This is a genomic window from Nocardia sp. CC213A (assembly GCF_030766805.1).
Lineage (GTDB): Bacteria > Actinomycetota > Actinomycetes > Mycobacteriales > Mycobacteriaceae > Nocardia > Nocardia otitidiscaviarum.
Genome location: NZ_JASFXA010000007.1, coordinates 316,443 through 337,548, shown reverse-complemented (window position 1 = coordinate 337,548; position 21,106 = coordinate 316,443). Strand labels below are relative to the sequence as shown.

18 protein-coding genes and 1 pseudogene are annotated in these 21,106 nt (G+C 69.6%); 14 read left to right on the top strand and 5 right to left on the bottom strand.

The window, feature by feature from the left end; genetic code table 11:
* Positions 1–141 precede the first annotated feature (141 nt).
* The gene (ramB, locus tag QJS31_RS15980) at positions 142–1,551 is read right to left on the bottom strand and encodes an acetate metabolism transcriptional regulator RamB (RefSeq protein WP_282776885.1); all 1,410 of its coding nucleotides are present in this window, start codon (positions 1,549–1,551) and stop codon (positions 142–144) included.
* 93 nt (positions 1,552–1,644) lie between these two features.
* Here ramB and QJS31_RS15975 point away from each other — a divergent pair, with 93 nt between their 5' ends.
* The gene (locus tag QJS31_RS15975; protein WP_306357035.1) at positions 1,645–3,210 is read left to right on the top strand and encodes an ATP-dependent DNA ligase; all 1,566 of its coding nucleotides are present in this window, start codon (positions 1,645–1,647) and stop codon (positions 3,208–3,210) included.
* Positions 3,211–3,683: 473 nt separating this feature from the next.
* On the opposite strand, the gene QJS31_RS15970 is transcribed toward QJS31_RS15975, so the two are convergent.
* On the bottom strand, positions 3,684–4,124 hold the full coding sequence (locus QJS31_RS15970; protein WP_282786247.1) for a DUF4254 domain-containing protein: 441 nt from the start codon (positions 4,122–4,124) through the stop codon (positions 3,684–3,686).
* 547 nt (positions 4,125–4,671) lie between these two features.
* Between QJS31_RS15970 and QJS31_RS15965 the strand changes: the two genes are divergently transcribed.
* The 7 genes from QJS31_RS15965 to QJS31_RS15935 all read left to right on the top strand — a co-directional run bounded on the left by QJS31_RS15965 (position 4,672) and on the right by QJS31_RS15935 (position 11,338).
* Complete coding sequence (locus QJS31_RS15965) at positions 4,672–5,838, top strand: N-acetylglucosamine-6-phosphate deacetylase (RefSeq protein ID WP_244961487.1); 1,167 nt, start codon at positions 4,672–4,674, stop codon at positions 5,836–5,838.
* A 79-nt stretch (positions 5,839–5,917) separates the two neighbouring features.
* Positions 5,918–6,859, top strand: a complete 942-nt coding sequence (locus QJS31_RS15960) for a hexose kinase (RefSeq protein ID WP_306357034.1) — start codon at positions 5,918–5,920, stop codon at positions 6,857–6,859.
* A 428-nt stretch (positions 6,860–7,287) separates the two neighbouring features.
* Positions 7,288–7,692: a hypothetical protein gene (locus QJS31_RS15955; RefSeq protein ID WP_282782620.1), complete on the top strand. Its 405-nt coding sequence runs from the start codon at positions 7,288–7,290 to the stop codon at positions 7,690–7,692.
* 78 nt (positions 7,693–7,770) lie between these two features.
* Positions 7,771–8,577 carry an ABC transporter ATP-binding protein gene (locus tag QJS31_RS15950; protein WP_282782622.1) on the top strand — a complete coding sequence of 269 codons (807 nt, stop codon included), beginning with the start codon at positions 7,771–7,773 and terminating at the stop codon, positions 8,575–8,577.
* Entirely contained in the window at positions 8,574–9,335 is a 762-nt protein-coding gene (locus QJS31_RS15945) for an ABC transporter permease (RefSeq protein WP_282782624.1), read from the top strand. Before QJS31_RS15950 ends, QJS31_RS15945 begins: the two co-directional genes overlap by 4 nt.
* Positions 9,332–10,171, top strand: coding sequence for an ABC transporter permease (locus QJS31_RS15940; RefSeq protein ID WP_306357033.1), 840 nt, complete (start codon positions 9,332–9,334; stop codon positions 10,169–10,171). Before QJS31_RS15945 ends, QJS31_RS15940 begins: the two co-directional genes overlap by 4 nt.
* A gap of 66 nt (positions 10,172–10,237) precedes the next feature.
* Positions 10,238–11,338, top strand: a complete 1,101-nt coding sequence (locus QJS31_RS15935; protein ID WP_372341680.1) for an ABC transporter substrate-binding protein — start codon at positions 10,238–10,240, stop codon at positions 11,336–11,338.
* Here the strand turns inward: QJS31_RS15935 and QJS31_RS15930 are convergent.
* Positions 11,331–12,371 carry an XdhC family protein gene (locus QJS31_RS15930; RefSeq protein WP_282782628.1) on the bottom strand — a complete coding sequence of 347 codons (1,041 nt, stop codon included), beginning with the start codon at positions 12,369–12,371 and terminating at the stop codon, positions 11,331–11,333. The genes QJS31_RS15935 and QJS31_RS15930 overlap by 8 nt on opposite strands.
* A 2-nt stretch (positions 12,372–12,373) precedes the next feature.
* Complete coding sequence (locus tag QJS31_RS15925; protein WP_306357032.1) at positions 12,374–13,432, bottom strand: NTP transferase domain-containing protein; 1,059 nt, start codon at positions 13,430–13,432, stop codon at positions 12,374–12,376.
* On the opposite strand from QJS31_RS15925, the pseudogene uraD reads away from it, so the two are divergent.
* A pseudogene (gene uraD, locus QJS31_RS15920) lies at positions 13,407–14,003 on the top strand (2-oxo-4-hydroxy-4-carboxy-5-ureidoimidazoline decarboxylase); the annotation flags it as partial. The gene QJS31_RS15925 and the pseudogene uraD overlap by 26 nt on opposite strands.
* Entirely contained in the window at positions 13,998–14,345 is a 348-nt protein-coding gene (gene uraH, locus QJS31_RS15915; protein ID WP_282782642.1) for a hydroxyisourate hydrolase, read from the top strand. The pseudogene uraD and the gene uraH, both read left to right, overlap by 6 nt.
* Positions 14,346–14,387: 42 nt before the next feature.
* On the opposite strand, the gene QJS31_RS15910 is transcribed toward uraH, so the two are convergent.
* Complete coding sequence (locus QJS31_RS15910) at positions 14,388–17,021, bottom strand: tetratricopeptide repeat protein (RefSeq protein WP_306357031.1); 2,634 nt, start codon at positions 17,019–17,021, stop codon at positions 14,388–14,390.
* Positions 17,022–17,238: 217 nt separating this feature from the next.
* On the opposite strand from QJS31_RS15910, the gene QJS31_RS15905 reads away from it, so the two are divergent.
* The 4 genes from QJS31_RS15905 to QJS31_RS15890 all read left to right on the top strand — a co-directional run bounded on the left by QJS31_RS15905 (position 17,239) and on the right by QJS31_RS15890 (position 20,981).
* On the top strand, positions 17,239–17,643 hold the full coding sequence (locus tag QJS31_RS15905) for a hypothetical protein (RefSeq protein WP_306357030.1): 405 nt from the start codon (positions 17,239–17,241) through the stop codon (positions 17,641–17,643).
* Positions 17,643–17,876, top strand: a complete 234-nt coding sequence (locus QJS31_RS15900; RefSeq protein WP_143983692.1) for a hypothetical protein — start codon at positions 17,643–17,645, stop codon at positions 17,874–17,876. Before QJS31_RS15905 ends, QJS31_RS15900 begins: the two co-directional genes overlap by 1 nt.
* A gap of 491 nt (positions 17,877–18,367) precedes the next feature.
* Positions 18,368–19,657, top strand: coding sequence for an isocitrate lyase (aceA, locus tag QJS31_RS15895; RefSeq protein ID WP_282782638.1), 1,290 nt, complete (start codon positions 18,368–18,370; stop codon positions 19,655–19,657).
* 451 nt (positions 19,658–20,108) lie between these two features.
* A complete protein-coding gene (locus QJS31_RS15890) occupies positions 20,109–20,981 on the top strand; it encodes a 3-hydroxybutyryl-CoA dehydrogenase (protein ID WP_306357029.1) in 873 nt (290 codons plus the stop codon).
* Positions 20,982–21,106 lie beyond the last annotated feature (125 nt).

Sequence of the window (21,106 nt, the reverse complement as noted above, 5' to 3'; positions counted from 1 at the left end):
CTGTATTCGTGGCGTGAACGGTAAACGGGAAGTGTTGCGCCCGAATGTCTCTCGATGTCTGTCCGATTTCCCAGGTTGCGTACGGGTGAATTCTTCCTCACCGCGGCCGGATCGCGCGGTGAGAAAACGGGTCCTACCTGGTCAGAGAATCACGTACGGAGAAATGGAACTTCGGTGCTCGCTGATGTCGAGCGATTTGCCCAGCGGCGGGAAGGCGCGCTGCGGGCAGTTGGTGCGCTCGCAGACCCGGCAGCCCGCGCCGATCGGGGTGGCCTTGGGGTCGTGCAGATCCAGGCCGTCGGCGTACACCACGCGCGTGGCATGGCGCAGTTCGCACCCCAGGCCGATGGCGAAGGTCTTGCTCGGCTCGCCGTAGCGGGTGGCGCGGCGCTCCACCGTGCGGGCGATCCAGAGATATTTGCGACCGTCGGGCATCTGGGCGATCTGCGTCATGATGCGGCCCGGGTAGGCGAAGGTCTCGTACACATTCCACAGCGGGCAGGTGCCGCCGCTCGACGAGAAGTGAAAACCGGTGGCGGACTGCCGTTTCGACATATTGCCCGCGCGATCCACACGCACGAAGGAGAACGGGACGCCGCGCAGTTTGGGGCGTTGCAGGGTGGACAGGCGGTGACAGATGGTTTCGTAACTCTGCGTGAAGAAGGCCGACAGGCGCTCGATGTCGTAGCGGAAGTCCTCGGCCACCTCGTGGAAATGCGTGTAGGGCAGCACGGTGGCGGCGGCGAAGTAGTTGGCCAGTCCGAGCTTCGCCAGCACACGGGTCTCGTCGTTGGTGAAATTGCCTTCCTCGACCAGCTTTTCGATGAGCTCGCCGCATTCCAGGTAGCCGAGTTCGGCGGCGAGCTTGAAAACCCGCTGGCCGCCGGACAGGTGCGGCGCGATCTCCAGGCGGCGGTTCTCCTCGTCGTAGCGGTGCAGCACGCCCTCGCCGAGGTCGATGCGCTCCACGATCTGCACGCCGTGCGCGGTGGTGAGGCGGCGGGCGATCTCGCGTTTGAGATCGCCGCCGTGGAAGCGCATACGGGTGGCGAGTTCCTCTGCGGCGGTGTCCAATTCGTGAATGTAGTTCTGCCGCTGATAGAAGAAGTCGCGCACCTCCTCGTGCGGGCGGGAGATGGCTCCGGAGCCGCTGCCGTCGGCGAAGCGGTCCTCGGTGGCGGCGGCCAGCTGCGCGGTCGTATTGCGGTAGCGGCGGTGCATATTCACCATGGCGCGCGCCAGCGTCGGGTGCGCGGACACCATGTCGGCGATCTCGGCGGCGTCCGCCTCGATGCCGAGTTCCTGGTCCATCACGACTTCCTGGAGTTCTGCGATGAGCCGGGTGTCGTCCTGGGAGGAGAAGAAGCTGGCGTCGACGCCGAACACCTCGCTGATCCGCAGCAGCACCGGTACGGTGAGCGGACGCACATCGTGTTCGATCTGGTTCAGGTAGCTCGCCGAGATCTCCAGCTTCTTGGCGAGAGAGACCTGGCTCAGCCCCCGTTCGGTGCGCAGCTGCCGTAGGCGCGCCCCGACGTAAGTCTTGGCCATATGTCCAGGTTAGGCCGGGTTAGCAGGGCTGCCAATGGGAATTTCACAGAACTGTTGAGCAATCTGTCACACCCCCGGGTTACCGTCGAATCCGTGCTGTTGTCGGAAGTGGTGCGGGCGTCGGCGTCGGTGCGCGCGACCACCTCGCGCAAGTCCAAGATCGCCACGCTCGCGGCGCTGCTCCAGCGGGTGACGGTGGATGAATTGGCGCAGGTGGTGGCGTGGGTTTCGGGTGATCTACGGCAGGGGCGGGTGGGGGCGGGCTGGCGCACGCTGACCGCTGTCGCGGTGGACCCGGCGCCGGAGCCGACCCTCACGGTCGGCGGGGTGGATCGCGTGCTGAGCGAACTCGCCGCCACCGCCGGGGCCGGATCGGTGGTGCGGCGGCGGGAACTGCTGGTGGACCTGCTGTCGGCGGCGACCGCCGAGGAACGGGATTTCCTGCTGCGGCTGCTGACGGGGGAATTGCGGCAGGGGGCGCTGACGGCGGTGGTCGCCGAGGCGGTGGCGGCGGCCTTCGAGGTCCCGGTGGCGGCGGTGCGGCGGGCGCACATGCTGTCCGGACGGCTACCGGTGACGGCGGTGGCGGCCGCGACCGGCGGGGCGGCGGCGCTCGCGGCGTTCCGGCTGGAGGTGGGACGGCCGCTGCAACCCATGCTGGCCTCGCCCGGCTCCGCGCTGGACGCGGCCATGGCGGAGTTCGAGGGTGAGGTGAGCGTCGAGCACAAGATGGACGGGGCGCGGATTCAGGTGCACCGCGACGGTGAGCGGGTGTGGGTGTTCACCCGCACGTTGCGCGACATCACCGCCGGGGTGCCCGAATTGGTCGGGCTGGTGCGGGAATTGGATTGCACCAGCGTGGTGCTCGACGGCGAGACGCTGGCGCTGAACGATGCCGGGCGGCCCCGTCCGTTCCAGGAGACCATGAGTCGCTTCGCCTCCGACCCGGCGCTGGTGGCGAGCGATCCGGGCTTGGCGCAGGCGAACTCGACCCGCGATCTGCTGCTGCACCCGTACTTCTTCGACTGCCTGCACCTGGACGGGGTCGACCTGCTCGACGCACCGCTGCGGGACCGACGCGCCGCATTGACGAAAGTGGCTCCCGGACACAGCATTCCGGCGCTCATCACCCCGGACGCGGAGGCGGCCGCCGAGTACTTCGACGGTGCGCTGGCCGCCGGACACGAGGGGATCATGATCAAATCCCTGGATTCGGTGTACGCCGCCGGGCGGCGCGGACGCGCCTGGCAGAAGATCAAACCCACGCACACGCTGGACCTCATCGTCCTCGGCGCGGAATGGGGTTACGGCCGCCGCACCGGATACCTGTCCAACCTGCATCTCGGCGCCCGCGACCCGGACGGCGGCGAGCCGGTCATGGTCGGCAAGACCTTCAAGGGCCTCACCGATGCCCTGCTGCACTGGCAGACCGCTGAATTCCCGCGTCACGAACGCGACCGCGACGGCACCACGGTCTACCTCCGCCCCGAACTGGTCGTGGAGATCGCCATCGACGGCGTCCAGGCCAGCACCCGCTACACCGGCGGCGTGGCCCTGCGGTTCGCCCGTGTGGTCCGCTACCGCCCCGACAAGGAACCCGCCCAAGCCGACACCATCGACACCGTGCGCGCCTTACTCCCGGGCACCCGCCCCACCTGAGCCCCCACCCCGCAGGCGAATGCACCGCACCTCGGTTCCCGCTGCCGCACGCGGCCGCGCACCCGCTTTTCGGTGCGGTTCCATGAGGTGCCTGGGCGCGCCGCGCGGCTCCATCGACCGTCGTGCGGGAGGGTTCGGTCGGCAGTGCGTGGCTGCCGCCTCCGCTGTCGCGTGCCGTTCGGGTGCCGAGCGGTGCACAGCGGACTCACAGGGGATCTTGGGGGTAGGGCCAGGTTGGCGGGGCAGGGTTGGAAGTGTCGGTGGGTCGGTCATCAGGGCGCTGCGGGATGACGGGTGGGTGCCTCCCATGCGCTGCCTACCCAGCGCGCTCACCCGGGCCGCGCGCACGGCCCGCCGACCGGATGGGTCGCCCATGCCTCGACCCATCCGCCGCACGGTCGGCGGCGCCCACCCCCTCGCGGGCGCCGCCGATGGCGTGCGCGGCCGGGTGGGTGCCCGCCGGATCGGCCGGGCTACTCGTATTCGCTGTCGACCAGGAGGTTGGGGAGGCGGCGGCGGCCCGCGGCGATGTCCTGGGCGAGGTCCTCGTAGGCGGTGGCGAGTTCGGTGAGGCGGGTGGAGGCGTCGTGGACGGCCTCGTCGGGGCAGGTGGTCAGGGTGAGATAGGCCAGCGCCGAGAACTGGGCCAGGCGGTCGACGACCGTGCCGACGGTCTCGGTGTGCAGGCGAGCGTCTCTCTCGGCCTTCGGCGACGCGGTGGCGACCCAGCGGTCGATATCGTGCACGAGGCGGGCGCGGTGGTGGTCGATGGCGGAGGTCGCGCCGGGGCGGGCGGCTAGGCGGCGCTCGTGCAGATCCGCGAGTAGGCCGGCGTACCGCAGCACCGGATGGTCGTCGGGAGGCAGGCCGCGGCAGGCCCGCAGCAGCAGGTTCTTGGTTGGGAGCGGGAGCACGGCGGCCATCCTGCTACGTGAATATCTCCGATTGGCAACGAAATTCGCCCCGGCTGAGATCGTTGTCGGCAGCGCCGTTCATGATCATTCGTCCATTCCGGCGGGCTGCACGGCGTCGGTCGACGATCGGTGCGGTCCGACCGGATCGCCACCGGTCGGCGGTCGGTGCACCGCAATCGGGGCACCGGTGGTCTTTGTCACCGCCGAGGTGTTGTATTCCCAAGGGCGCGTGCGGATGTGGCTGTGCGCATACGGTGGGAGGGGATGAGGAGACGGTGGATGCACGGGATGGCTCGGCATCGGGTGCGCGCGCCCGGTTCGACCGAGGTCCGCGGGCCGCTGTGGCGGTATCGGACGTGGTGGCCACACCCGCCGATGGACTGCTCGGTATGGTTCATCCGGTGCGCCCGGACCCGATCGTGCGGGGTGGCGAATTCGCCCCACGCACGCATCGGGTCTCTCGGCGCATATGCGGGTCTGTCGGGGACCGCATCGTTCGCCGAATACGGGGGAATGTCATGAATACGAAGAAGTACGGGGCGTCGCAGTGAGTGCCGAACTACATCTCGAGTTGCACCTGCGGGGCCGGGTCGTCTCCGCCGGATATCCGTTCGAGGACGGTGTGGTGACGGTCTCCGGAGAACGCATCACCGCCGTGCGATCCTTCACCGATTGGAAGGCGCAGCGGCCCTACTCGCCCACCCCGCTGCCGGTCGGCACGTTGCTGCCGGGCCTGGTGGACATGCACAACCACGGCGGGGGAGGGCACGGATTCGACACCCTCGACGCCGAGGAGGCGACGGCGGCCGCCGAATACCACCACGCGCTGGGCACCACCACGATTCTCGCGAGCATCGTCTCCGCGCCCGCCGACGAGATGGTGGAGCAGGTCGCCATGCTGCGCGAACTCGCCGCCGTCGGCATGATCGGCGGCATCCACGTCGAAGGGCCGTTCCTGGCGGACACCCGCTGCGGCGCACACGACCGGCGCCACCTGCTCGCACCCGATCCGCGACTCACCTCCCGACTGCTCGACGCCGCGGGCGGACATCTGCGCGTCATGACACTCGCCCCCGAACTGCCCGGGTTCGACACGGTGGCCCGGATGCTCGCCGACCGTGGCGCGGTGGTGGCCCTCGGCCACAGCGAGGCCGACTTCGACGCCTTCTCGAAGGCCCTGCGCCCCAATGGGTTCGCCACCTCGGTAACCCATGTGGGCAATGGCATGCCGCCGATCCACCATCGCGCGTCCGGTGCGGGCGCCGCCGCGCTCACCGCCGCCTCTCGCGGGCAGATCGTCGTGGAGTTGATCGGTGACGGAGTCCATGTGGACGCCGGATTCGGCACCATGGTCTTCGCCGTCGCGGAGGATCAGATCGCGCTGGTCACCGATGCCATGCGGGCCGCCGGAATGCCCGACGGGCGCTACCGGCTCGGTGCGCGCGAGATGGAGGTCGGCGGCGGCGTGGCGCGGACGGAGGACGGCGCCATCGCGGGCGGCACCTCGCATCTGCTCCAGGGCGTCTCCTGGGCGGTGCGGGAATGCGGGGTATCGCTGGCCGAGGCGGTGCGGGCGGCGAGCCTCACCCCGGCGATCGCGCTGGGGCTGACCGAGGTCGGCGATCTGTGTCCCGGCCGGTACGCGGACGTTCTGGTGGTGGACGACGAACTGGGACTGCGGCGGGTGCTGCGACGGGGCCGTTGGCTGTCGTGATCGGGGGCGCACGCGCTGACGTGGCCCCTATTCGAAGCAAGGGCTTGCATCGGCCCGCGAGACAGGCAGAGTAATCAGGGTGATCCTCACCGTGACCATGAACCCGGCCTACGACATGACCTATCGGGTCGAGCGTTTCGATCGTGGCCGGGCACATCGGGTGCGATCGGTCGATCAGCGCATCGGGGGCCGCGGTATCAATGTCACCCGGGTGCTCAACCAGCTCGGCCGTTACGCACGGGCCACCGGATTCTCCGACCACTCCTTCGCGGCGGCGGCCGAACTGGAGATGCCGGTGGATTTCGTGCACGCGCTGCCCTGGGTGCGGCGCACGGTGGTGATCAGCGAATCCGACGACGGCACCGCCACCGCGCTGTGGGAGCCCGGGGCCCGCATCTCCGACGCGCACGCGGTGGAACAGCTGCGGGTGCGGGTGAGCGGGCTGCTCTCCGACAGCAGCGGCGTGGTGATCGCGGGATCGCTGCCCGGCGGGGTGGATGTGAGCGTTCCCGCGGAGCTGGCCCGGCTGGCCACCGACGCGGGCGTACCCGTGGTCTGCGATGTGGACGGGCCCGCACTGGAACTCGCGGCCGGTGTGCCCGGCGTCGTCCTCATGCCGAATACCGAAGAGCTGGAACGGCTCACGGGTATGCCGGCGACCACGCCCGCCGAGATCATGGCCGCCGTCGATCCGCTGGTCGCGCGGGGTGTCGGCGCGGTGATCGTCACGCGCGGCGGTGCGGGCATGGTCGCGGTCACCCCGGCCCGGGCCTGGTCGGCGGCATTGCCCGAACCGCTCGCGGGCAATCCCACCGGTGCGGGCGACGCCGCCGCGGCAGCCGTCATCGCGGGGCTGGCCCGCTCCCGCGAACCCGACTGGCCCACCCTGCTCACCGATGCGGTGGCCACCTCGGCCGCCGCCGTCGTCATCCCGGTCGCCGGGGAGATCGACCGCGCGCTGCGCGACCGGCTCGCCCCCACGGTCCGGGTCACCGAACTGGCAGCGGTCCGCGCCCCCTGACAACCCGCCCACCCCGGCGTTCCGCCTCGGCTTGCGCTGCCCTGGCGGGTATGTGGCCGCTGTCCCGGCGGGTATACCGCCGCCCGCAGCGGCGTTCCGCCTCGGCCCGCGTCGGTGTGCTGCCTTCGCCCGGGTCGGTATGCCGTGTCTACTCGCGGCCGGTGTACTGCCTCTGTCCAGCCGCACCGGTGTTCTCCGCATCCATCGTGAGCTACCGGGTGCGCTGGATTCGGCGGGTGCCCGCGGTGGTCGGACGCGCCTCGGTTCCATCACCGCCCGTGCCGGGGGTGACGCATTCGGCTCCGGTGTGGCGGCAGGGAACCGGCCGGTCGGCGGGTTAGTCTGGCGCTCGGAGTCGCCGTGCCGGGCGGGCGGTTCGGCTCGCGGCTTCCCGGCATGGCAGGTCACCTGCGGCAGGGGAGGAGTCGATGTCCGAGCAGTGGTTTCCGCCGGAGTCCTCGGCGGCGACCGAATACGAGTACCGGATGCCGCGCTCGGTGCGGGCCGCTCAGGTGATCGTGCTGGGATTCGCGGTGGTCGGCATGGCGTGCACCGCCGCCTCCGGATGGCTGCTCGGCACCAAGGCGGCGGTGACGACCGCGCTGCCGTTCGTACCCGGATTCCTGCTGGGGCTGGTGGGCCTCACCTTCAACTCCGAGGGCCAGTCGGTGCGCATCGCCGCGATCCTGCTGGCGGTGCTCAATATGCTGTGGACGGTTCCGTCCATCACCGACGGCCGCCCGCCCGGCCCGCTCGGCATTGTCGCCGCACTCGCCGTGATAATGCTGCTCTTCCGTCGCGAGGCCCGCGACTGGTTCGAGCCGACCTGGTGAGCCGCACTCGTAACGCTCGCGCAATGTAGCCGCGCGCTACGCAATATCGGCGCAACTCCGGCCTCCTACCGTTGGCGCATGAGTTCGGCAGACAGCACGACCGTGGGGACCGGAATCCACATCGGTGGACTGAGCAAGAGCTTCCGGGCCGGGCGCCGCACCGTACACGCCCTCGACACGGTCGACCTGCATACCGGCCGGGGCGCGTTCCTGTCCCTGCTCGGCCCCTCCGGCTGCGGCAAGTCGACCATCCTGCGCATACTCGCGGGCCTCGACGAGCCCAGCGCGGGCACCGCCCGGATCAACGGGCTCACCCCGGCCGAACTGCGCGGCCGCCACGAACTGGGGATCGCGTTCCAGGATGCGGCGCTGCTGCCCTGGCGCAGCGTGGCGGCCAATATCGAACTGCCGCTCCAGGTCGCGGGTATCACCCCGAACCCGCACCTCATCACCGACCTGATCGAACTGGTCGGCCTCCGGGGATTCGAGAAGGCCAAACCGGCGCAGCTGTCCGGCGGTATGCGGCAGCGGGTTTCGATCGCCCGCGCCCTCGTCGTGAAACCCACCGTGCTGCTGCTCGACGAACCCTTCGGCGCGCTCGACGATATGACCCGCCAGCGCCTCAATCTCGAACTGCTGCGCATCTGGACCGAGCAGCCCGCCACCACGCTGATGGTCACCCACGGCATCGGCGAGGCCGTCTTCCTCTCCGACCAGGTGGCGGTCATGAGCCCGCGCCCGGGACGCGTGGTGGAGGTCGTCGACATCGACCTGCCGCGTCCGCGCACGCCCGAGATGATGCGCAGCCCCGAATTCCACAAACTGTGTGATTACCTGTCGGAATTGCTGTTCGGCGGCAGCGGGCACGGCGGGGTGACGGAATGAACTGGAACACAGCGAAGAAGCTCGGCGGCGTCACGGGAATCGCCGCGTTGGTGGGCATCTGGTGGTTGGCCGCCGCAGCGGGCGTGGCGGGCGGCACCATTCCCAGCCCGTGGCAGGTGGCGCACACCATGTACGCCGACGGCTGGGCGCTCTACGGCCCCAATTTCCGCATCACCGCCTGGGGAGCGCTACAGGGCTTCCTGTGGGGCAACGTGCTGGCGATCATCCTGGCCGTGCTCGTCATTCTCATCCCGCCCATCGAAATGCTCGCCACCCAACTGGCCATCCTGAGCTATTGCACCCCGCTGCTGGCGCTCGGCCCGATCATCCTGGTGGTCTTCGGCGGGCGCACCCCGACCGTCTTCCTGGCCGCCATGTACTGCTTCTTCACCACCATGGTCGGCACCGTCGCCGGGCTGCGCTCCGCCGACGGCGCCAGCCTGGACCTGGTGCGCGCCTACGGCGGTGGCCGCTGGCAGCAGCTGCGCCGGGTGCGTCTGGTCGCCGCCCTGCCGAACACCTTCGCGGCCTTGCGGATCGCCGCGCCGTCGGCCGTGCTGGGGGCCATCATCGGGGAGTACCTGGGCGGGGTGGACAGCGGCATCGGCGTCGCGCTGACCGCCGCGCAGAACGCCTACAACGTGCCGCGCACCTGGGGCATGGCCATCGCCGCCGCCGCGCTGGCGGGCGTGGGATACGCGGTGGTGGCGCTGGTCGCACGCTTCGCCGTGCCGTGGACACGGGCGGAGGCGCGATGAGCACCGTGCGCGCGGACGCGCCCCGCACCCGCGCCACCCTGCGGCAGGTGGTGGGATTTCTTGCGCCCCTGGTGGTCTCGCTGGTCCTGCTGATAGCGCTGTGGTACGCCTTCCTGGCACTGTTCCCGCAGGTCGGGCTGGTGGGCAAGTCGCCGACCGAGGTGTGGACCTATCTGGTGAGCGGGCCGACCGCACCGAGCGCCCGCGACGCCATTCTCGCCGATCTGCGTATCACGCTGCGGGACGCCGGAATCGGGTTCCTCGCCGGGCTCGGCTCGGCACTGATGGTGGCGGCGCTGTTCGTCACCGTGCCCGCGGCGGCGCAGGCGTTCCTGCCGGTGGCCATGCTGCTGCGGTCGGTCCCGCTGGTGGCTCTCACACCGATCATCGTGCTGGTCTTCGGGCGCGGACTGCTGGGGGTGACCGTTCTGGCCGCCATCGTCGTCTTCTTCCCGGCGCTGGTCATGATGATGACCGGGCTGCGTTCCGCGCCGCGCCAGGCGATGGAGCTGGTCGAGGCGTACGGCGGTTCCCGCTGGACGGCCCTGCGCACGGTGGCGATACCGGCGGCCCTGCCCTCGGTCTTCGCGGCGGCCCGGGTGGCGGTGCCGGGTGCGCTCATCGGTGCGCTGCTCGGCGAATGGCTGGGAAGCGGGACCGGGCTGGGCGCCAGCCTGATTCGCGCCATACCCACCTTCCAGTACAACCGGCTGTGGGCCTCCATCGTGGTGGTGACGCTGGTATCCGTCTTCGTCTACGCGGTGGTCGGCGTGCTGGAGAATCTCGTGCTGGCCCGCTTCGCTCCGGACACCGGACGCGATCGATACACGAGTTAACGCGGCGCATACATTCCGTGCCGCGACAGCAAAAAATCGGAAATCGAAGGGCCCTACATTTCGCGTATGACTCGCGTGACCCGGCCGGTTCCGGCCACCGCACTGCCCATGCTGAATCGCCGCTCGTTCCTGCGGTACAGCGCCCTCACCGGTGCCGCGCTGGGCGGCGCGGGGCTGCTCGCCGCCTGCGGTGACGACGCCGCCGGACCCGCCAACGGGACCACACCCGACGGATCGAAGTACGGCACCGTCGCCATTCAGCTGTCCTGGATCAAGAACATCGAATTCGCCGGTGAATACTTCGCCGATTCGAAAGGATATTTCCAGGAGGCGGGATTCGGCTCGGTGAATCTGGTGGCGGGTGGCGCGGCCAGCACCTCCGTGGAGGCGGGATTGGGCACCGGCAAGATCTGGCTCGGCATGTCCGCGCCGCAGACCACCGCGCCCGCCGTGCTGGAGGGTCTACCCGCCAAGATCGTCGGCGCGACGTATCAGAAGAACCCGTTCTGCATCGTGAGCGCGGCGGGCAACCCCATCGCATCACCGCAGGACATGAAGGGCCGACGGATCGGCGTGCAGGACACCAACCAGCTCATCTTCGCCGCACTGCTGACGGCCAACGGGATGCGTCCCGACGACGTGACCATCGTGCCCGCGCAGTTCGATCCGACGCCGCTGGCCAACGGCGAGGTGGACGGCTGGGTCAGCTATGTGACCAACGAGCCGATCATTCTGGCGGCCAAGGGTTTCGCCAACACCAACTTCCTGTTCGCCGACTTCGGATTGCCGCTGGTCGCCGAAACCCTCACCGTGACTCAGGAAACCATCGACAACGAGCGCGAGAAGCTGAAGGCGTTCCTCGCCGCCGAGATCAAGGGTTGGCGTGATGCCGTCGCCGACCCGGCGGAAGGAGCCCGGCTCGCCGTCGAGGTCTACGGCAAGGACCTGCAACTCGACCTGGCGGAGCAGACCGAGGAGGCCATCGCCCAGAACGACCTGGTGGTATCCGCCGACACCGCGGCCAACGGGCTGTTCACCATGACCGACGACCTGATCGAGCGGAATATCGCCGCGCTGGGCAAATCCGGGATCGATATCGAGGCGGATCGCCTGTTCGATATGTCGGTGCTGGCGGAGATCTATGCGGAGCAGCCGGACCTCAAGTGAGGGAATGGCTTTCGGGTCCGCGTGCCTCGGCGGCGGTGGCGGAATGGATGGGGCCGGTGCGGACGGACAGGGGAGCGGCGGAGGTTCCGTTGCGCGCGGCGAGGAGTTCGGCGGTGATGGCGAGGGCGGCTTCGGGTGCGGTGCGGCCGCCCAGGTCCAGGCCCGCGGGAGCGTGCAGGCGGGCCAGTGTGGCGGCATCGAAGCCGCCGGCTTGGAGCGCCTCCAGGCGGCGCGCGTGGACCTGGCGGGAACCCACGGCGGCCAGGTAGCCGAGTGCGGGTAGTCGCAGTGCCACGGTGAGCAGCGGGATCTCGAACTTGGCATCGTGGGAGAGCACGACTATCGCTGTGCTGCCGTCGATCTCGCCCGCCGCGGATTGGGCGTTGAGATAGCGGTGCGGCCAGTCGACCACCACCTCGCACTGCGGGTACGCCTCGGGGCTGGCGAAGGTGGGGCGCGCGTCGCAGAGCGTCACACGGTAGCCCACGAGGCGCGCCTGCGTCGCCAGGGCGGCGGCGAAAGCGTTGGCCCCCACCAGGATCAGGCGCGGCGGCCGGGTGAAGGAGGAGACGAACACATCGGAGTCGGGCAGGGAGACCAGTTCGGTGCCGTGCTTGCGGTCGGTCACCAGATGCTGGCCGATCACATCCGGGTCCGAATGCCACACCACCGTGAACACGGTGACCTGGCGCTGTGCCGCGATATCGGCGGCCACCGTCGGAAACTCGGGAAAATGGTTGCGCGAGAACGGCTCCGCGAAAACATCCAGGGTGCCGCCGCAGTCCATGCCGGTGGCGGGGCCGAAACGGTGCATGGCCCGGCGTCCGGTCTGCGCCGCCTCCACGGCGGCCTGGTACACCTCGGCCTCGGCGCAGCCCGCCGACACCGATCCGAACGCTCGGCCCTCCGCGTCGACCATCATGGCCGAACCGACCGGCAGCGGCGTCGATCCCACCGCACGCACCAGGGTGGCCAATCCGGCGGTGCGGCCGCTGTGCCACACGCGCAACAGATCCTCGACGATATCCCGCATCATCAGCTCCCACTCGGCGTGTGTGCGTGCCGGGGATAGTCGTGGTCCCACCCCGTCGCCACATCGCCACACGTGACGCACACCATATCGGCTCGTTCGCGTAAATAAGAGGCCGCGCCCGATTTTCCGGTCAACGCCACAGTCACGCCCGCCCAATGACCCCGACCGACCACCACCGGATGGCCCGGCCGCCCGTCGAACACCGCCCGCGCCAACCCGCTCCCGGCCCCCCGCGCGGCGGCGATCACCCGAGCCACCACCTCCGGCCCGACATCCGGCGTATCCACCGGCATGATCGCCACGAACTCGGGCAGGTCGCCACATGCGGCCGCCGCGCCTGTCGCCCCTGATGCGCCCGCCGCGCCTGATGCGCCTGCCGTTTCCGCAGAGCGCGTCGCGCCCGCTGTATCCGCCGCCTCCTCGGCGTCGGCCGCTCGGCTCCCGCCTGTGACGGGCGGCCGGGAGTATGCCGCATCTGCTGCGCCTGTCGCGCCTGCTGCGCTCGCCGTACCCTCGGCATCGGCCGTCCGGCTCATCCCCGTCACGGGCGGCCGGGAGTCTGCCGCCTCGGGGCGGGAGGACGCGGTCGCGCTGTCCGACTCGTGCGTGGTCTCGGCGCGCGCCCGCGCTATATCCGGTGGGCCGGATGTGTTTCCGGCATCCGCTTGCGTGATCGCCCGGTCCTCGCGCCGGGCTCCGGCCTGTGCGCACGCGATGGCCGGGTGCCCCGCGACCGCGGCCAGGCCCGCGCGCAGCGAAGCGCTGATGCCCGTTTCCCAATCGGCTGCCCATACCGGTCGGGCGGCGGGCGGGATGAGGATGCCGTGGGTTTGCGATACCTGCCATCGCCGTTTGAGGGAGATGGCGTCGGGATCCGCGGGTCGGCGGTGCGGCGGTCCGGTCGCGCCGAGGACCACGTACACCCGCTCGCAGCCGCCCGCGTGCAGGGCATGGACCGCGCCGCGCAGCCACGCACCGTCCTCGGCCAGCACTTTCGGCATGCCGTAGCGGGTACCGGCACCGGCTGCCAGCAGGATGCCGTCGCACCGTCCGCGATTCATGCCGCCGACCGTAACGCGCGACGGGCGCGGCCGCCGCCCGACTGGCGACCGGGCGGCGCGTGGCCGATGCTGGAGGGCGATGACGGAGAACGCGATCGGCCTCGAGGAATTCGCCGCACTCGACGAGACAGCGGCCACGGAACTGTTGCTGACGGTGTGCGCGTCGCCCCGATGGGCCGCGCGGGTGGCGGAGCGCAGGCCGTTCGCCACCCTCGACGAGCTGCTGCGCGCCGCCGACGCCGCGCTGGCGGAACTGCCGGAGGACGAGATCGACCGGGCCCTCGCCGGACACCCCCGCATCGGTGACCGCCCCGACAACGCCGCCTCGGCCCGCGAACAGGCGGGCATGGCCGGGGCCGACGACCGCGTCCGCGCCGCCATCGTCGCGGGCAACCGCACCTACGAGGACAGGTTCGGGCACGTCTACCTGGTGCGCGCCAGCGGCCGCACCCCCGCGGAACTGCTGAACATCCTCACCGAGCGCCTGGCCAACGACCCGCCGACCGAGCGCCGCATCGTGCGCGAACAACTCGCCGAGATCAATCGACTCCGCCTGTGCCACCTGATGGACACCGGCCGGCAGCACGCCGCGGCGGCGACGCTGAGCACCCATGTCCTGGACGCGGTGCGCGGCCGCCCCGCCGCCGGGGTGCGGGTGACCCTGTTCGACGCCGTCGGAGCCGCATCGGCCGCCGACACCACCGACGCCGACGGCCGGATCAAAGGACTCGGCGGCACGCTCGGCACGGGCACCTACCGGCTGCGGTTCGAGACCGGCGAATACTTCGCCGCCCAGGCGGTGGACAGCTTCTACCCGGAGGTGACCATCACTTTCACCATTGCCGAGGAACGCCACTACCACGTGCCGATCCTGCTCTCGCCCTTCGCCTATTCGACCTACCGGGGCAGCTGAGGCGGCGGGCGGCGACCGCTCGGTGGCGCATCGGCGACGCGGCTAGGCGTGGCTGTCGCAGTCGAGTCGGCGCATATCCGCCCGCACCTGCTCGGCCAGCGCCTTCACCCCCATGCTCTCGTACAGCGCCAGGGATCTGCGCAGGAATTCGCAGGCGCGGGGACGATGCCGCCGACCGGACCCGGCCGCGATCCCGCCCAGGGCCCGCCAGGCGTCGGCCTCGCCGTGCGGATCGCCGCTGCGCCGCGCCACATCCAGGGAATCCGAGTAGAAGCCCTGTGCCGCATCGAGATCCCCGAGATCGCGCTCGGTGTGCCCCAGCCCGCGCAGGGCGTCCGCCACCAGCAGGGCATCGTCCAGCTCGCCGCCGATCTCGTGCGACTGCTCGAAATGCGCACGGGCGGTGGTGAAATCGCCCGCCATGCGAATCACATTGCCCAGTCCCCACAGCGTCCAGCCCCGGCTGTAGTCGTCGTCGATCTGCGCGGCGATCTCCAGGGCCGCCTCGTAGTAGTGCCGCGCCGCCGCCGGATCGCCGCCCATGCGTTCGATATGCCCGAGCCCACGCAGCGAATCGCCCTCGAATTCGAGGTTCTGCAACTGCCGCGCGATGCCGAGCGCGTCCGCGTAGGCGTGCCGCGCCCGGTCGTAATCCCCGATATGCCTGGTGACCTCGGCATAGCCCCACAGCCCCGATGCCATCCGCAGCGGGTCGTCGATGCGGGCGGCGATGGCGTGCGCCTCCTGGAAACACTTGGAGGCTGTCTCGTAGTCACAGGCCAGCCGGTGCACCGTGCCCAGCCCGTAGAGCACATCGCATTCCGCCGTGGCGTCCCCGTCGCCCCGAGCCACGTCCAGCGCCCGCACGAACAGCCAGCGCGCGTCCGACCAGTGCCCCAGCCCGGACAGATGCGAGGCCAGCAGGCGGGCCAGCTCCCCGGCCTCCGCCGTCGGACCGGCCACCCGGATGCAGCCGAGCAGCACCTCCTTCTCCGCGGTCAGCCACTCCCGGGCCCGGTCGACCGCATTGGAGGGGCCGGGGCCCGGCACATTCGGGAAACTGCCCGCCAGGTCGAAGGGGCGGGGCGCGCCCACCCGCCGGGCAATGGTCAGGCAGTACCGCACCAGTCGCCCGATGGCGGCGGCGCGCTCACTCGGCAGATCCTCCTGATCGGCCTGCTTGCGCGCGAACAGCCGGGTCACATCGTGGATCCGGTACCGCTGCCCGGAGGGGCCGTTCACGGCCGGATCCAACAGCCCGACCTCGAAGATGCGGCGTATCAACGCGTTCGCGGCCAGCGGCGGCACATCCGCCATGGGCGCCAGTGTCTCCGCGGTGATCTCCGAACCGGGGAACAGCCCGAGCAGCCGGACCGCGCGGCGCAGTTCCGGATCCCACAGTCGCTGGTAGGACAATTCGAATGCGGCGGCGAGGGATTCGCCCTCGGCGGCGAAGAAGTCCAGGATGGGCGCGGCCGGTGATTCCTCCGACGGCGTCCCGATCGGCGCGTGCTGCACCCGGTCGGTCAACTGCTGGAAGTCCCGGTCGGCGGCGGCGAGCATCTCCGGTCCGTGGTGGGCGATCTGCCCGGCGACCAGGCGGATCGCCAGGGGCAGCCGCCCGGCCGTCTCCAGAATGCGGCGCACCGCCCCCACGTCGTAGCCGGGCGGCAGATGGCTGAGCCGCACCAGCAGTTCCTCGGCCTCGGCGGTGCCCATGGCATCCAGTTGCAGCGGGGCCGCACCTGACAGCCCGGTCAGCTTGTGGCGGCTGGTGATCAGTACGAAGCTGCCGGGGGCATGCGGCAGCAGATCGCGAACCTGCTTGCTGTCCAACGCATTGTCGAAGACGATGAGCATGCGGCGGCCGCGCATCTCGGCCCGCCAGCGTTCGGCGCGGCGGGCCGCGTCGTTCTCGATGGTTTCGGGCGGGACCCCGAGTCGCAGCAGCAGCTGTTCGAGTACGCCCGCCGGTGTGCGCGGGGTGCGGCCGTCGGAGTGTCCGCGCAGATCCTCCCAGATCCAGCCGTCCGGGTAGCGATCCCGATACTCCTCGATCAGGTAGCGGGCCAGGGCCGTCTTGCCCACTCCCGCCAGGCCGCTCACCACGTGCACCCCCGGTCCGCGCCCGCCCGCATGCTCGCGCACCCGTCGGTGCAGTTCCGCGCGCTGATCGTGGCGGCCGATGAAAGGCACTATGTCCGTTGGTAATCCGTGGTCGTCCAGGACCGGCGGCGCGGTGCAGCGCCGGGCCACCGCATCCCGGTAGCCGGTGATGTCACGCCCCGGCATCTTCGCCAGATCCGCCACATCCACCAGCTGCTCCCAGCTGGTCCGGTAGACGGTGGCCAGCACCTTCAGGGTGGCCACCGTGGGTCGCGGCCGTTCGCGCCCGTTCCCGCGGCTCCTGGGCCAGGACTCGAATTCCGAGATGCGTGCGGCGGTCATCGCCGCCCGGTCGTCCCCGGTGCTCCGGTTGTATTCGCGCGCGGCGGCTTCCAGGGTGTACCCGTTGGCCAGCCGCCACGCCTTGCGCGGGCGGCAGCCGTTGCGCTGCAATTCCGCCGCGAGCGGTTCCACCACCTGGTGTTCGGCCAGGCCGGTACCGAGTAGAATGCCGCGCAGGCGCTTTCGTGTTTCCGCCCCGTAGTCGTCGGAATCACCGTTTCGTGACACGGTGTGCCTCCCCGAGCGGCCGCCGTACGAGAAGTGCGGTCGACCATTGTGAATATTTCCTTGGTACCGCTGAAATTTCACCTGGTCAAGGGCCTGTCCACCGCCAAGAAATCCGGCCGATCGCTGAGATTCACCATGCGGTTCCAGCTCGCGACCATTGAGCCATCACCGGATCCGGACCCCGAGCGGGACGGGTCGAGCGAGAAGGGATGGGTCGATGGCGATTACCGCTTCGGATTGGCTGATCACCAGCGATGTGGCACACGAGGTCGCCTTCCGGGTCGACGTGCCGGAACCGCAGCGCGGCCGGTGGGTGCTGTCGTACCTGCCGACCTCGCGGCGGCTGACCCGGGAACAGGCCATCGCCGGTGTGGTGCTGGCCGAGATGATCCTCATGGGTCTGCTGCGCCCCGGCGGCGAATTCGACGGCGAGATCGCGGCGCTGCACGCCGGAATGCTGGGCCTCACCGTCACCGATGTCATGTGCCTGCTGGCCTTGCGCGTCGGCGACGGCGAACCGAAACCCCTGCGGCCCGGTGCGGCCTGTTCCGGTGGGCGCGCCGCGACGGCACCCGATCGGATCTGCCGCCACGGCCGCACGCGCGAGGAGGTCAGCCGGTGATGCTGCTGGGATTCGGGCCGATGCTGTTCCCGCTGCCGCGCACCAACGCGGCCTGGTTCACCGGATTGTTCGTCGCGGTGGTGGGCTTCGCGGTCCTGGTACTGCTGGTGGTCGTCGGCAACTGCGGTGCCGCCGGCACCGGACCGCTCCCCGACACCTCGGGCAGCCCGCCGGTGACGGCCGACTGCTATCCGTTCTGTCCGGCGACGACCGGTGCGGTCCCGCCGGGTTGAAGCTGGGCGCGTGTCAGTGGGACAGGCCGCGCCGGTTCTCCCTGCGCGAACAGCATCCGCTCGCGAGGAGGGATCGGCGTTGGCCGCCGCGTCCGGGGTCGGGAAAGTGGCCGCCCCCACACCGGTCCGACGCGATGCGTGGTGTGAACGTGCTCACATGAACCCGCGGTCGGGCGTGTCGGGTGTCGGTGGCCCGAATCACCGAAACAGTACGGGCGTTATGCAAAACCGCACGTCAGGGCTACCGGCAAGTAGGATGGGGTGCGGCAATTCGCACGCAAATTTCGCAGAGTTAGCAAACTATGATCGGAAGCTAGCTGAGATTCGCATTAGCAACAGGTAGACGGCGATTTTTTCCTGTGCCATCGTGTGGAAGTAACCACCGCAGGACTTGCAAGCCTGCAAATTGCCGCTCCAGCAGAGTTCGGACACCGCGAGAGTTCGAACTCTTCAGGGGGCACCCGAGACCGAATCAGGAAGTGGAGTCACAGATGTCGACTGTCGGCACTCCGAAGACCGCCGAAGAGATCCAGAAGGACTGGGACACCAACCCCCGCTGGAAGGGCATCACCCGCAACTACACCGCCGAGCAGGTTGTGAAGCTGCAGGGCACCGTTGTCGAGGAGCACACCCTCGCCCGTCGCGGCGCCGAGATCCTCTGGGATCTCGTCAACAACGAGGACTACATCAACTCCCTGGGCGCCCTCACCGGTAACCAGGCGGTGCAGCAGGTCCGTGCCGGCCTGAAGGCCATCTACCTGTCCGGTTGGCAGGTCGCCGGTGACGCGAACCTCTCCGGCCACACCTACCCGGACCAGTCGCTGTACCCGGCCAACTCGGTGCCGTCCGTCGTTCGCCGCATCAACAACGCGCTGCTGCGCGCCGACGAGATCGCCAAGGTCGAGGGTGACACCTCCGTCGCCAACTGGCTGGCCCCGATCGTCGCCGACGCCGAGGCCGGCTTCGGTGGCGCGCTGAACGCCTACGAGCTGCAGAAGGCCATGATCGCCGCCGGCGCCGCCGGCGTGCACTGGGAGGACCAGCTGGCCTCCGAGAAGAAGTGCGGCCACCTGGGCGGCAAGGTGCTCATCCCCACCCAGCAGCACATCCGCACCCTGACCTCCGCGCGTCTGGCCGCCGACGTCGCCGACGTGCCGTCGGTGATCATCGCCCGCACCGACGCCGAGGCCGCCACCCTCATCACCTCCGATGTGGACGAGCGCGACCGCGAGTTCCTGGACGGCACCCGCACCGCCGAGGGCTTCTTCGGCGTGAAGAACGGCATCGAGCCCTGCATCGCGCGTGCCAAGGCCTACGCCCCCTACGCGGACCTGATCTGGATGGAGACCGGCGTGCCGGACCTCGAGGTCGCCCGCAAGTTCGCCGAGGCCGTCCGCAGTGAGTTCCCGGACCAGCTGCTGGCCTACAACTGCTCGCCGTCCTTCAACTGGAAGGCGCACCTGGACGACGCGACCATCGCGAAGTTCCAGCGCGAGCTGGGCGCCATGGGCTTCAAGTTCCAGTTCATCACCCTGGCCGGCTTCCACTCGCTCAACTACGGCATGTTCGACCTGGCCCACGGCTACGCCCGCGAGGGCATGACCGCCTTCGTCGACCTGCAGGAGCGCGAGTTCAAGGCCGCCGCCGAGCGTGGCTTCACCGCCATCAAGCACCAGCGTGAGGTCGGTGCCGGCTACTTCGACACCATCGCCACCACCGTGGACCCCAACACCTCCACCGCGGCGCTGAAGGGCTCCACCGAAGAGGGCCAGTTCCACTGAGAGCTCGTCCGCCTCTCCGCGCCTTCAGCGGGCAGCAGAGAGCCGTTGGCGGTGAGCAATCCGTGCCGGCGGTCGGGTGCCGACCCGATTTCGGGCGTACCCGGTGAGTTACCCCGTCCTTACGAGATCAGTTGTCGCCTCGCGTCACTGATCTCGGGACAGCCTTCGAAGCGGTAGTCGCATCACAACCTCCGCCGCTTCGGGGATATCGAACCCGTCGGGGGATCGCACGATCCCCCGACGGAGTTCCCCGCCCTTCCCGTCGACAGCCCCGGCGGGGAGGGCATTTACCTATAACTGGATAGCGAAAGACCTTAAGAAGGCGCAGGGTCATCATCAGTCCGACGCCTTCACACAGCTTGACTCTCGGGCACCGTGGAGGCGCGGTATCCGGCAGGCAATCGCAATCAGCCGCCCGCAGCAGTTGCGGGGAGGCGGAACGGAGCGGGACGTGAGCAGCGAGAAGATTCAGCGCGTCGGAGTCATCGGCGCCGGACAGATGGGCGCGGGCATCGCGGAGGTCTGCGCCCGGGCACACGTCGATGTGCTCGTGTTCGAACAGACCCGAGAGCTGGCCGCCGCGGGCCGCGCCCGCATCCTGCGGTCCCTGGATCGCGGCGTCTCCAGCGGCAAGATCACCGAGCGGGAGCGCGAGCAGGCCGCCTGGCGCCTGCGCTTCACCTCCGACCTCGGCGACTTCGCCGACCGCCAGCTGGTGGTCGAGGCCGTGCTGGAGAACGAGGACGTGAAGACCGCCATCTTCGCCGAACTGGACAAGGTCGTCACCGACCCCAACGCGGTGCTGGCCTCCAACACCTCCTCCATCCCGATCATGAAGATCGCCGTGGCCACCAACAACCCCGAGCGGGTCGTGGGCATGCACTTCTTCAACCCGGTGCCGGTGCTGCCGCTCGTCGAACTCGTCACCACCCTCAAGACCAGCGATTCGGTCTCCAAGCGCGCCGAGGCGTTCGCCTCCGACGTGCTCGGCAAGCAGGTCGTGCGCTCCGCCGACCGCTCCGGCTTCGTGGTCAACGCGCTGCTGGTGCCGTACCTGCTCTCGGCCATCCGCATGGTCGAATCCGGTTTCGCCACCAAGGAAGACGTCGACAAGGCCATGGTGCTCGGCTGCGCCCACCCCATGGGGCCGCTGGCGCTGACCGACCTGGTGGGCTTGGACACCGTGAAGTCCATCGCCGACTCCATGTACGCCGAGTTCAAGGAGCCGCTCTACAGCGCGCCCCCGCTGCTCATGCGCATGGTCGAGGCGGGATTGCTCGGCAAGAAGGCCGGCGCGGGTTTCTACCACTACGACAAGCGCTGAATCCGAGTCTCCGACGCAGTTACCCGCACGACGGTCGTACGAATCCGTGACAGCTGATCTCGGAACGTGCGGGTAACTTGTCGGGTACGTCCAAAGTTTGATTCGCGCCTACCGCAGGCACGCGT